This window comes from Microbacterium sp. (assembly GCF_051860965.1).
Taxonomy (GTDB): Bacteria; Actinomycetota; Actinomycetes; order Actinomycetales; family Microbacteriaceae; genus Microbacterium.
In genome coordinates, this window is sequence record NZ_JBIMKU010000001.1 from 237,713 (window position 1) to 249,051 (window position 11,339).

General features: G+C 69.9%; 11 protein-coding genes. 5 read left to right on the forward strand and 6 right to left on the reverse strand.

Annotated elements, in window-relative coordinates; genetic code table 11:
• Nucleotide 1 precedes the first annotated feature (1 nt).
• The 5 genes from ACTIFV_RS01050 to ACTIFV_RS01070 all read right to left on the reverse strand — a co-directional run bounded on the left by ACTIFV_RS01050 (nucleotide 2) and on the right by ACTIFV_RS01070 (nucleotide 5,312).
• Nucleotides 2–853 carry a MaoC/PaaZ C-terminal domain-containing protein gene (locus tag ACTIFV_RS01050; protein ID WP_439590949.1) on the reverse strand — a complete coding sequence of 284 codons (852 nt, stop codon included), beginning with the start codon at nucleotides 851–853 and terminating at the stop codon, nucleotides 2–4.
• 16 nt (nucleotides 854–869) lie between these two features.
• On the reverse strand, nucleotides 870–1,964 hold the full coding sequence (locus tag ACTIFV_RS01055) for an acyl-CoA dehydrogenase family protein (RefSeq protein ID WP_439590950.1): 1,095 nt from the start codon (nucleotides 1,962–1,964) through the stop codon (nucleotides 870–872).
• 84 nt (nucleotides 1,965–2,048) lie between these two features.
• Nucleotides 2,049–2,657: a TetR/AcrR family transcriptional regulator gene (locus ACTIFV_RS01060; RefSeq protein WP_439590951.1), complete on the reverse strand. Its 609-nt coding sequence runs from the start codon at nucleotides 2,655–2,657 to the stop codon at nucleotides 2,049–2,051.
• 85 nt (nucleotides 2,658–2,742) lie between these two features.
• Complete coding sequence (locus ACTIFV_RS01065) at nucleotides 2,743–3,927, reverse strand: acetyl-CoA acetyltransferase (RefSeq protein ID WP_439590952.1); 1,185 nt, start codon at nucleotides 3,925–3,927, stop codon at nucleotides 2,743–2,745.
• Nucleotides 3,927–5,312: a hypothetical protein gene (locus tag ACTIFV_RS01070; RefSeq protein WP_439590953.1), complete on the reverse strand. Its 1,386-nt coding sequence runs from the start codon at nucleotides 5,310–5,312 to the stop codon at nucleotides 3,927–3,929. Before ACTIFV_RS01070 ends, ACTIFV_RS01065 begins: the two co-directional genes overlap by 1 nt.
• 111 nt (nucleotides 5,313–5,423) lie before the next feature.
• Here ACTIFV_RS01070 and ACTIFV_RS01075 point away from each other — a divergent pair, with 111 nt between their 5' ends.
• The 3 genes from ACTIFV_RS01075 to ACTIFV_RS01085 are packed head-to-tail and all read left to right on the forward strand — an operon-like array spanning nucleotide 5,424 to nucleotide 8,114.
• The gene (locus ACTIFV_RS01075; protein WP_439590954.1) at nucleotides 5,424–6,611 is read left to right on the forward strand and encodes an acyl-CoA dehydrogenase family protein; all 1,188 of its coding nucleotides are present in this window, start codon (nucleotides 5,424–5,426) and stop codon (nucleotides 6,609–6,611) included.
• Complete coding sequence (locus ACTIFV_RS01080) at nucleotides 6,608–7,642, forward strand: TIGR03617 family F420-dependent LLM class oxidoreductase (protein WP_439590955.1); 1,035 nt, start codon at nucleotides 6,608–6,610, stop codon at nucleotides 7,640–7,642. The genes ACTIFV_RS01075 and ACTIFV_RS01080 overlap by 4 nt, the downstream gene beginning before the upstream one ends.
• 1 nt (nucleotide 7,643) lies before the next feature.
• Entirely contained in the window at nucleotides 7,644–8,114 is a 471-nt protein-coding gene (locus tag ACTIFV_RS01085) for a nuclear transport factor 2 family protein (protein ID WP_439590956.1), read from the forward strand.
• Between the two features lie 3 nt (nucleotides 8,115–8,117).
• Here ACTIFV_RS01085 and ACTIFV_RS01090 read toward each other — a convergent pair whose 3' ends face one another.
• Nucleotides 8,118–9,086, reverse strand: coding sequence for a nuclear transport factor 2 family protein (locus ACTIFV_RS01090; protein WP_439590957.1), 969 nt, complete (start codon nucleotides 9,084–9,086; stop codon nucleotides 8,118–8,120).
• 240 nt (nucleotides 9,087–9,326) lie between these two features.
• Between ACTIFV_RS01090 and ACTIFV_RS01095 the strand changes: the two genes are divergently transcribed.
• Both ACTIFV_RS01095 and ACTIFV_RS01100 read left to right on the forward strand, forming a co-directional pair.
• The gene (locus tag ACTIFV_RS01095; RefSeq protein ID WP_439590958.1) at nucleotides 9,327–10,124 is read left to right on the forward strand and encodes an SDR family NAD(P)-dependent oxidoreductase; all 798 of its coding nucleotides are present in this window, start codon (nucleotides 9,327–9,329) and stop codon (nucleotides 10,122–10,124) included.
• A 27-nt stretch (nucleotides 10,125–10,151) separates the two neighbouring features.
• Nucleotides 10,152–11,336, forward strand: a complete 1,185-nt coding sequence (locus ACTIFV_RS01100) for a thiolase family protein (protein ID WP_439590959.1) — start codon at nucleotides 10,152–10,154, stop codon at nucleotides 11,334–11,336.
• Nucleotides 11,337–11,339 lie beyond the last annotated feature (3 nt).

An 11,339-nucleotide genomic window follows, 5' to 3' on the forward strand; every position in this document is an offset into this window, starting at 1 on the left:
CTCAGGGCCGCGCGAGTTCCACGCGGCCGCGGTCGATCACGATCACTCCGTCCGCGCCGGCCACCTGGAACGACGCGCCCTCCTCGTCCCGCCACACCCGCAGACGCATCGCGTCGCCCGGGAGCACCGGGCGCGCGAAGCGGGCCGACATGCTGCGGAATGGCGCGACATCGCCGTCGCACAGCTCGTTCACGAGCATCCGCGCGACGAAGCCGTACGCGCACATGCCGTGCAGGATCGGTCGGGGGAAGCCTCCGCGGGCGGCGAAGGCGGGATCCGAATGGAGCGGGTTCCGGTCACCCGTCAGCCGATAGAGGAGTGACTGGTCGGGGCGGGTCGCGAACTCGCGCTCGTGGTCGGGCGGGGTCGCTGGGGCACTCCACGCAGCGCTCGGGCCGCGGTCTCCGCCGAAGCCGCCGGCACCGCCGAGGAACGCCCCCGTGCGGCTGCGCGCCAGCAGGTCTCCGGAATCGGGATCGCGCAGCTCGGTCTCGGTCCAGACCATCGCGTGCGGATCCTTGTCCCACATGTCGGTGATCGTCGTCGTGATCTCGGCGCGCCCGGCGGCCGGCAGCGGGCCGGAGACCTCGAAGGACTGCTCGGCGTGCACGGCGCGCGTGGGATCGTAGGTACCGATCTCGGGCATGCCCTCGGCGAAGCCCAGCACGACCGCGAAACTCGGGATCACCTGCTGCGGGATGCCGTCGGTGTTCTCGGTCGTGAAGGCGAGCTCGCTCGCGGGGTCGTCCTGCCCCGCACCGACCGCGAGCGCGTACAGCAGCGACTCGGTGGTCGTCCAGCTGACGGTCGTCGGAGCCGAACGCGCGCCGATACGTGAGGTGTCGAGAGTCATCGTGCTCCTTCTCGGGTCAGAAGCCGCGGATCGCGGCGACGAGGGCCCGGTGCCTGGTGGGGGTTCCGTACATCGCGCGGCCCGTGACCACTCGACGGAAGTGGTGCGACACCTCGTGCTCCCACGTGAAGCCGATGCCGCCGTGCACCTGGACCGATTCGCGCAGGACGCGCATCGCCGCGTCGCCGGCGCGCGCCTTGGCCGCGGAGGCGCCGAACCGCCAGCTGTCGGGGTCGGCCGGCCGGCCGAGCGCGATCGCCGTGGCCACCGCGCTGTACGCCGTCTGCAGCTCGCCGTACATGTCGACGAGGTTGTGCTTGACGCTCTGAAACGTCGCCACGGGTCGACCGAACTGCTCCCGCACGAGCGAGTAGTCACGTGCGAGAGTGAAGGCGCGGATGCCGGCGGACAGCAGATCGACGCCCGTGAGCAGCGCCCCCGTGAGCCACGCGTCGTGCAGTGCTGACGTGAGGTCCGGCCCGGTGACGACGACCTCTGCCGGCGCGGCAGTCAGATCGATCGTCGCGAGGCCGCGTCCGGGATCGACCGACTCCAGTGCGGTGATCGTGACACCCGGGCCGGCAGGATCCACGCGGGCGAGGACGAGCGTGCCGGCGTCGTCGAGTGCCGGGACGAGCAGCACATCGGCGTGCGTACCACTGTCGACGAAGGTCTTGCGGCCGTCGACCCTCTGCGCGCCGGGCGCGCCGGTCAGAGTCGTTGCGACATCGAGCAGCGAGCCGCGCGCATCTTCGTGGAAGGCGGTGACGACGATGCGGCCGGACTCCGCGATCTCGGTCAGGAGTCCGGACTCGTCGTCGGGATCCGCCGTCTGCAGAAGATCCACGGTCGCGCCGGCTGTGGCGACGAGAGGACCCGACCATCCGCAGCGCGCCGTCTCGGCGACGGCGGCCGCGAGTTCCGTCAGTGACGCGCCCTGCCCGCCGTGCTCCTCCGAGACGAGCAGTCCGGCGGCGCCGACCTCCTCGACGAGGGCCGACCAGAGCGGGGGGCGCTCCGCGCCGCCCCTCCTGCTGACGTCCACGGGACTGCGTTCGTCGACGAACCGAGCGAACACGGGGCTCAGATCTGCGCTGATCGGCTGGAACACGGTTCGGGATTCCTTTCCGTCGAAACAAGCGCTTGCTTGTCTACAGGTATGCGCGAGTCGTGATCACTCGCCGCCGAGGAGGTCTCAGTCCGGGGAGCGGACGCCGTCGAGCAGGATGGCGGTCTGCACCGCGATGACCTCATCGATGGTGACGCGACCGCGCGGGTCGAACCACCGGATGACCGTCTGCACCGCTCCGAGGATCGTGCGGTACATCATGCGGGCATCGATGTCGCTGCGCAGGGCGCCCTCGTCGATGCCCTCCTGGATCGTCCGCAGCCAGAGCTTCTCGATCTGCGACTGACGCTCCACGATCCCCGCCATGGGGCCGACGTACTGCCAGTCGTTCTGCAGGATCAGCAGGTGCTCGCGGTGCGTGACCGTGCTGCGCAGAGCCTCCGCGACCAGGCGCTCCAGGCGATCCGCCGCATCCTGAGCTCCGTCGAGTGCCTGCTCATAGGCGCGGATCTGCGTGTCGAAGTACTCCACGAGCACCTGCTCGACGATCGATTCCTTCGAGTCGAAGTAGTAGTAGAGGCTTCCCGAGAGCATGTCGGCTTCGTCGGCGACGTCGCGGACGGTCGCGACGGAGAACCCGTTCTGGGCGAAGACCTTCGCCGCCGCACGGATGATGACTTCCTTGCGTGCGACACCCGCGGGCGAGCCTGCCGAACGGCGACGGGTCGTTGTCACGTGGAGCTTCCTCTCTGGAGCCTGTCCGAGTACCCACGAAGCCTACCGAACGGGGCACGGCCGACCCGTGAGGCGGCGTGGGAACTCACGCGCTCCCCGAGACGATCGTGACGACACTCACGAGATCGCCCGGACTGCCGCCCTGGTTCTGGATGAGGCCGAAGGTCGGATCCGGCACCTGACGCTCCCCCGCCTCGCCGCGGAACTGCAACCACATCTCGTACATCATGCGCAGGCCGCTGGCGCCGATCGGGTGTCCGAAGCTCTTGAGTCCGCCGTCGACGTTGACCGGCAGCGCCCCGCCGCGGTCGTATCGCCCGTCGAGCACATCGCTCCAGGCCTTGCCGCGCTCGGAGAAGCCGAGCTCTTCCATCAGCACGAGCTCCGTCGGTGTGAAGCAGTCGTGCACCTCTGCGAGCGAGATCTGCGACGCGGGATCCGTGATGCCCGCCTGCGCGTAGGCCTGCTGCGCCGAGACCGCGGCCTCCGAGAGATCGGAGTAGTCGTAGTCGCTGTCGAACCGGCCGGTGCCCGAACCCGCGTCGAGGGCGAGCGCCCGGATGAAGAGGGGACGGTCGGTGTACTTGTAGGCGTCCTCGGCACGCACGATGACCGCGGCTGCCGCGCCGTCGGCGACACCCGAGCAGTCGAAGACACTGAGGTTGCCCGCCAAGGACGGCGCCGCGGCGATCGTCTCCTTCGAGACGGCCTTGCGGAACTGCGCACGCGGGTTGAGGGCGCCGTTCCCGTGGTTCTTCCAGGCGATGTGGGTCATCGCATCTTTGATCTGCGCCTCGGAAACGCCGTAGCGACGGGCGTAGGCCGGCACGATCATCGAGTACATCGCCGGGGCGCTCAGCGCCGCTGGGGTCCCGTCGTTGGGCACGCTGGGCATCTCGAGCCCCGAGTAGCCGGCATCCTTGAGCTTTTCGCCGCCGACGGCCATGACGACGTCGTAGGCCCCGGATGAGACGGCGAAGCACGCGTTGCGGAAGGTCTCGGATCCCGTGGCGCACATGTTCTCGACGCGGGTGACCGGCTTGTGCGAGATGTTCAACGGTCGAGTGAGCGTGAGCCCTGAGACACCCGAGATCATCGACCCGAGCCAGAAGGCGTCGACATCGTCGACCGAAAGACCGCCTGCCGAGGCCAGGGCTCCGTGGGTCGCCTCGACGAGCAGGTCGTCGACGTCGCGGTCCCAGTGCTCACCGAAGTTCGTGCAGGCCATCCCGACGACGGCGACCGGATTCTTCAGCGCGTGAGATGCCATCAGGCGTCCTCCTCGTCCACAGGTCGTACCTTCCACACATAGTTGCGCACACCGTTCGCTCCGACGCCCGCGAGACGGAAGGTCGGTCGTACACGGTCGCCGATCTCGAACGCGCGGCCCACGGCATCCGTCATCTCGCATTCGAAGCGACCGCCGCCGTCGAAGTCGACGGCGACGACCTTGGCGGGCAGCTGGATCGACTCCGAGAGCCAGTCGTCGGTGAACGTCGCGACCCGGCCCGGAACGTCGACCATCGCGATCGGCGCGAAGCCGTCGGTGGCCGAGCAGCGCAGGCAGACGCGGCGGGGCGGCATGTTGCGGTAGCCGCAGGTCGTGCATTGCGCCGCGATGAAGCCGAACTTCCACGCCACGTTCCGTCGCGACGCGGGCGGGACAGGCGGGCGGAAGTCGGGACGACGGGCGGGCTCGCGCGGCAGCAGGCCGCGCCAGTTGAGATAGTCGCCGTACCCGACCGAGTAACCGGCAGCGGCGAGCGCGGCCCCGATGCCCCGCTTGCCGGGAATGTGCTCGGGGGTGAGCCGGAAGACGAAGGCGTCGGCGCCGTCGGCGCCGCTCACGACCAGCACCGACTCGCCGGCACGCGCGGCATCGAGCACGACGGCCAGGCGCAGGGCGAAGTCGGCCGCTCCGGCGAAGCCGATGCCGGCCGCGTCCGCGGCTGCGAGCTGCTCGGGTCGGTAGCCGCGGCGGATCGCACCCGCGGCGCGGGCGTGGGGAACGCTGATGACGACGTGGTCGATCTGGTCCAGGACGAGCCCGCTCGCGTCGAGCGCACCCGCGACCGCCCGCTCGACGATCGGCACGTACTCTTCGACGCCGAAGCGCTCCTCCCACGTGCGCGTCCTCGAGGACCCCGGTTCTCGCCATCTGTCGAGGAACTCGCTCGTGACCGACGACGATCCGATGAGCTCGGCGACGGGATCCGGACCGACCACGAATGCCGCAGCGCCATCGGCGCCGGACTGCTCGTCGACCGAGCCGGGCAGACCGTACCGGATGTCGCTGAAGACGACGGCGGACCTCCCGGACCCGAGAGCTGCGCGCAGCGCCCCCGCCGCTCCGCGCAGGGAGCCGCCGACGTCGTACGCACCGCCGCTCGCGCCGAGACCGGCCGCGACCGCGACCGTCGTGGCGTTGGACTTCTCGAGATAGGCCGGCGAGCTCGTCGCGAACCAGAGGGTCTCGACGTCGGCTGCGCCCGCGAGTGCGCGCCGCGCCGCTTCGACCGCCATCGTTGTAGTGTCCTCGTCATAGGACGCCACCGGCCGCGAGCCACGTCCGCGACCGCCGATCACACGACCGGCGTCCGCCAGATCCAGCCGGGGCGCGGGCACGTACGCGCTGTAGGTCTCGATGCCGACCACGGCACTTCCTCTCCCCGGTGAGACGGTTTCAATCAAGCACTTGCTTTGCTAGCATACGAACCCAGTCACTGCCGACGCAACCGTCGGCGCACGACCGGTCGAGGGAGAGCGATGACGTCGGTGGGCGAGGCGGAGTTCCGGGAAGAAGTCAGAGTCGCGCTCGCGGGGTTCGCGCCCCGACGCGAGAGCGTCGACGACGACGCGGTCGCGGACGACCGCGTGTCGGTCGTCGCCGAGCGCTCCGAAGGCGAAGCCGAAGAGCTCGCCGAGCTGAAGAGATATCGCGCACACCTCGCGCATCACGGTCTGGCCTGGGTCGACGGTCCTGCCGCGTTCGGGGGACGGGAGCTGACACCGCGTCACACCGCACTGCTGCGCGAGCTCGAGGCAGATTACGTGCTGCCCGACGACGGATACCTGCGCTTCAGCATCTCGACGCTGTCGCCGACGCTGCTGGCGCACGGATCGCCGCAGCAGCAGGCAGACCTTCTGCCGCCGCTGCGCACCGCGGAGCTCATCGCCTGCCAGCTCTACAGCGAGCCCGGGGCCGGATCGGACCTCGCCGGCCTGTCTACGAGGGCCGAGCGCGTCGACGGCGGCTGGCGCATCAACGGGCAGAAGGTCTGGAGCTCGGGCGCGCACTTCAGCGATCTGGGGCTGTGCATCGCGCGCACCGATCCCTCCGTCCCCAAGCATGCGGGCTTGACGACGTTCCTCGTCGACATGCACGCGCCCGGTGTCGACGTGCGGCCCATCCGTCAGCTCACCGGCGGCGCGTCGTTCGACGAGGTCTTCCTCACCGACGTGTTCGTCCCCGATGACCGGCGGGTGGGCGAGGTGGATGCCGGGTGGTCGGTCGTCGTGACCTCACTGCTCAACGAGCGCTCGGCCATCGGCCGCGAGGTCGGCGTCGACGACACCCTCGTCGAGCGCCTGGTCGACCTGGCGAGAACTGCTCGGCAGCCGCTCGACGAGCGGACGCGCGATGCGGTCGCGGACGTCGTCGTGCGCGCGTGGGCCGCCCGGCTGACCACCGACCGGTTCCTCGAAGCCGGAACGCCCGGGCCCGAGCTGGCCCTCACCAAGCTGCTCACGACGGATCTGCTCGCCCAGATCAGCGACATCGCGGCCGACATCCTCGAGACGAGCCATGTCGCCGACAGCGGCGAGTGGGGCACTTACGCCTGGTCGGAGCTCACGCTCGGCCTGCCGGGGCTGCGCATCGGCGGCGGCACCGACGAGATCCTCAAGAACGCGGTCGGCGAACGGGTCCTGCAGCTGCCGAAGGATGCCCGGTGAAGATCGACATGGGGATGATCGGCGCCTCGGGCGTCGAGTGCGGGCCTCTCGCCGCGACGGCAGAGTCCGAGGGATTCGATGCCGCCTGGGCGAGCGAGAGCGTCACGGACGCGTTCCTGCAGTCGCAGGCCGCGCTCATGAGCACGTCGCGCTTGACGGTGGGCACGGCGATCGCCGTCGCCTTCGCACGCAACCCGATGTCGACGGCATACGCGGCATGGGACCTCGCCGGCATGTCGGGCGGACGCTTCATCCTCGGTCTCGGAAGTCAGATCCAGGCGCACATCGAGCGCCGCTTCTCGATGCCCTGGTCGTCGCCGGCGACACGGATGCGGGACTACCTGCTCGCCCTCGACGCGATCTTCACCGCATGGCGCGACGGGACGCGGCTGGACTATCAGGGGCCGGTCTACCAGCACACGCTCATGACCCCGGTCTTCACCCCGCACCACCACGAGCACCGCATCCCGCTCATGATCGCTGCGGTCGGCGAGCGCATGACCGCGCTGGGGGCGGAGCTGTGCGACGGACTGCTGCTGCACGGCATGACGACGACGTCCTATCTGGACGACGTCACGCTGCCGGCCGTGGCCCGCGGGCTCGCGACCTCGGGCCGTGAGCGCACCGCGCTCGAGCTGTCGGTGCCGCTGTTCCTCGTGATGGGCGACACCGAGGAGCAGGTCGCCGAGGCCGCGCAGAAGACCCGGGAGCAGATCGCGTTCTACGCCTCGACGCCGGCCTACGTCGGCGTCCTCGAGAGCGTGGGCCAGGGGGCGCTGCAGCCCGAGCTGCAGACTCTGTCGCGTCAGGGACGCTGGAAGGAGATGGCCGACCTGATCGATCAGGATCTCTTCGATGCCATCGCCCTCACCGGCTCACCCGACGAGATGCCCGAGCTGTGCCGGGCCCGGTTCGGGGGGCGCGTGGATCGCGTCTCGTCGTACTACGGCTGGCCCGTCGACGATCGGGATCGACTGCACGAGATCCTCGCCCGCTTCCACGACGACGACCCGATCACCCGGAGGGCATGACATGACGGCATCCACCATCGACGATCTGCTGGCGCGCGCGGCGATCACCGACACGCTCTACGCGTACAGCCGCGGGGTCGATCGGCGCGACGTGGATCTGCTCGCCGACCTGTTCACCGGCGACGCGACGTTCGACTACGGCCACGGCAACGTGACGCAGGGCAGGGACGATCTGCGCGCCCTGTTCATCGCCGCGACAGGACGCTACAAGGCCACGAGCCACCACGTCTCGACCGTCGCCTTCCTCCGCCTCGATGCGGCGAGCGCGTCGACCCTCTCGTACGTGTACGCCTTCCACGACACGGGAGAGAGCCACTTCCACATCTGGGGATGTTACGAGGACGAACTGGTCGACGACGGAGATCGCTGGCGGATCGCGGCCCGCAAGGTGCGCACAGCCGGAGCACGCACGACCGATTCCGAGGAGTTGCCGGAGCGATTCGAACGCTACCCGCGGGCCGACCTCGGCTGAGCCTCAGAGATCGAGCTCGTAGACGTCGAACGCGTGCCGGGTGTCGCAGTACTCGCGCACCTCGTCGATGAGACCGCCGGGCGAGACCGTCAGCACGAACGCGTACCGGTTCTGATAGACCCGGCCGCCCGCCGCACGTACGCCTTCGCTCACCGCCTCGACGCACACGAGGCCCGAACGGGCGTAGTCATCGTCCTCGGTGATGCGGTGCGCCTCGATCCGCAGCCCATCCCGATACGCCGTCCGCAGGCCGGGGATGCGCGCACCGCGCTGCGAGACGAGCACGCGCCCGACCACCAGAAGCTCCGGCGCAGGATCTGCCGGAGCCTCGGCATCCGACCATCGTCGATCCCTGCCGCCGTCCGCCCACCACGTCGCGTCCGGAGTGAACAGCGCCAGGAAGGCATCCTGATCGGCCGCCGAGATCGCCGCGAGCAGACGCACCGCGAGGGACGCGCCGGGAGTCGTGGCCACGAGCGGATCATCCGGGAACTGCTGCGCCGGAAGCGTCGTCCGGCGATCGAGGTGGCGGCCGTCGAACACGTCGGCCGCGTGCTGCGTGTCGAGGTACTCCCGCACACGGCTGACGCGATCGCCGTCGACGTCGATCGCGAAGCAGTAGCGGTTGCGGTACGGACGCGTGCCGAGATACAGCCCGTCCCCCGCCACCTCGAGGATCGCGACCCCTCCGCCCGCGAACGAGCGACGCACGATCTGACGAACGCCGCCGGGGAAGCGCTCCGGAACGCCGGCCAGGGCGGTGGCCTTGTCGGAGGCGCTCATCTCTCCGTGCAGGGGCCAGGGGCGATCCTCACCCGGATCCGTGCCGAACCGACCGCTCACGCGATCCGATCCCGTGTCGACCCACCAGGACGCATCCGGCGTCATGCAGGCGGCGACGCGCGCGGCGTCGTTGGCGTCGAGGGCCGACATGAACCCGAGGGCGACCCCGAGCGTCTGCGATCGGGTCATCAACGCCCCTTCAGCAATTGCTTGATTCACATCGAAGATGTCACACCTCGGGCGGTCGGCACAAGGGCGCGGACGCGCGCAGGTCGGTGTCGCGATTGCCTAAATCAAGCACTTGCTCTACAGTCGGAACACCCGCCGACGTCGCCGATGATGAAGGACAGATATGACCTCGACAGTCTCCCTCCGCGCCCGCCGTGCGGGGATCACCGCGGAGGTCGCCCTCGGCGCGGAGACCCGCCGATGAGCGGCCGGCTGCAGGGTCGGGTCGCCTACGTGCTCGGCGGCGGCAGCGAGGGCCCGGCCCGAGACGGCGAGTCCCTGCCGATGGGCAACGGTCGCGCGATCGCCCTGCGGCTGAGCGCAGAGGGCGCGACCGTCGTGGTCGGCGACAAGAGCCTCGACCGTGCGACGGTCACCGTCGAGCACCTCGACGGGCCCGGTCTCGCGGTGGAGGTCGATGCCGCGGATCCCGACTCGTGCCGTGCGGCCGTGTCGACGGCCATCGCGCACGCCGGCGCACTCGACATCGTCGTGTGCAATGTCGGCATCTCGGGTCGTGAACCGCTCAAGGTGCAATCGCTCGAGGACTGGGGCATCGCCGGCGACGTGAACGTGCGCTCGCACTGGCTCACCGCCCAGGCCGCCCTGCCGACCATGCTCGAGAACGCGCGCGGTGCTTTCGTGTTCGTCGGTTCGACGGCCGGTATCTACAGCAGCCGCCGTTCGCTGTCGTACGAGGCCACCAAGGCCGCTCAGCTGGCCGTCATGCGCCACGTCGCCGTCCGCTATGCCGACCGCGGAGTCCGGGCGAACGCCGTCGTGCTCGGGAACATAGATTCGGCGCTCGTGCGGCGGGAGTTCGGCGCCGGCGGCTCCGACGCCCGCGCCGGCGTGGTGCCGATGGGGCGCGAAGGCCGACCCGAAGAGGCTGCGGCGGCCGTCGCCTTCCTCGCGAGCGACGACGCCGGCTACATCACCGGGCAGAGCCTGGTGGTCGATGGCGGCGTCAGCGCCGCGTGGCCGACGCCCCACCGCTGAGCCGGAACGCAAGAAGAAGGAGTACGCGTGAACCCGCAGGTCGTCGTCAGCGGAGTCGGTATGCACCCGTTCGGGAAGCACCTCGACCTCTCGATGAAGGACATGGCGAAGGTCGCGGTCGAAGCCGCGCTGACCGACGCCGGGATCGGCGTGCCCGACGTGCAGGCGGTGTTCTTCTCGAACGCCCTCGCGGGCCTCATCACGGGCCAGGAGTGCATCCGCGGAGAGGTGACCCTGTACCCGCTGGGGCTCGCCGGCATCCCGATCCACAACGTCGAGAACGCGTGCGCGTCGGGAGGCAATGCGCTGCACCTGGCGTGGATGGCCGTCGCATCGGGCATGTACGACACCGTGCTGGCCGTCGGTGTCGAGAAGACCAATCTCGAGGATCGCGCTCGCACCTTCAGCGCGTACGCCGCCGGGATGGATGTCGAGGAGCGCTTCGACATCGGAGACGGGGCCGGCCAGGAGCGCAGTCCGTTCGTCGATCGGCAGGCACGCCTGGCATCCACCCTCTTCGACGACCGCGGCGTCACGATGGAGGGTCTCGCGCGCGTCGCGTCGCGCTCGCTCGAGGCCGCACGACTGAACCCCTATGCGCACCGCCGCTTCGGCGGAACCCCGGAAGACGTGCTGAACGCCCGCATGGTCGTCGAGCCCCTCACGGTGCTGATGAGCTCGCCCATCAGCGACGGGGCCGCTGCCGTCGTCGTCACGAGCGATCCCGCCGTCGTCCGTTCGGCACGCGCGGTCGACGTCCTCGCGTCGCGCATGGCCACTCGTCCGCCGAAGGATCAGCCCGACGCACCGAATGCCGTCCGGGCGTCCGCACTGGCCGCCTACGAGCAGGCAGGACTCGGTCCCGAGGACATGGATCTCGCCGAAGTGCACGACGCCTCGGTCGCCTACGAGCTGATGGCCTGGACCGACACCGGGCTGTGCGCCCCCGGCGATGAGCAGCGCTGGGCGATGGACGGCGTGACCGACGCCGGCGGAGCCATGCCCGTCAACCGTTCCGGAGGCCTCGTCGGCCGCGGACACGCCCTCGGCGCGAGCGGCCTCGCCCAAGTGCACGATGTCGTGCTGCAGCTGCGAGGCGAAGCCGGGGATCTGCAGCTGCCGACCGCGTCGCGTGCGCTCGTCCAGATCGGCGGAGGCGTCGTGGACTGGCTGACCGCGGCATCCAGCGTCCACATCCTCGGGAAGGGATGATCC

Bases quoted from the DNA above. Each gene is read 5' to 3' on its own strand.
- ACTIFV_RS01050 (WP_439590949.1), bottom strand. From the start codon at position 853: ATGACTCTCGACACCTCACGTATCGGCGCGCGTTCGGCTCCGACGACC.
- ACTIFV_RS01065 (WP_439590952.1), bottom strand. From the start codon at position 3,927: ATGGCATCTCACGCGCTGAAGAATCCGGTCGCCGTCGTCGGGATGGCC.
- ACTIFV_RS01075 (WP_439590954.1), top strand. From the start codon at position 5,424: ATGACGTCGGTGGGCGAGGCGGAGTTCCGGGAAGAAGTCAGAGTCGCG.
- ACTIFV_RS01085 (WP_439590956.1), top strand. From the start codon at position 7,644: ATGACGGCATCCACCATCGACGATCTGCTGGCGCGCGCGGCGATCACC.
- ACTIFV_RS01090 (WP_439590957.1), bottom strand. From the start codon at position 9,086: ATGACCCGATCGCAGACGCTCGGGGTCGCCCTCGGGTTCATGTCGGCC.
- ACTIFV_RS01095 (WP_439590958.1), top strand. From the start codon at position 9,327: ATGAGCGGCCGGCTGCAGGGTCGGGTCGCCTACGTGCTCGGCGGCGGC.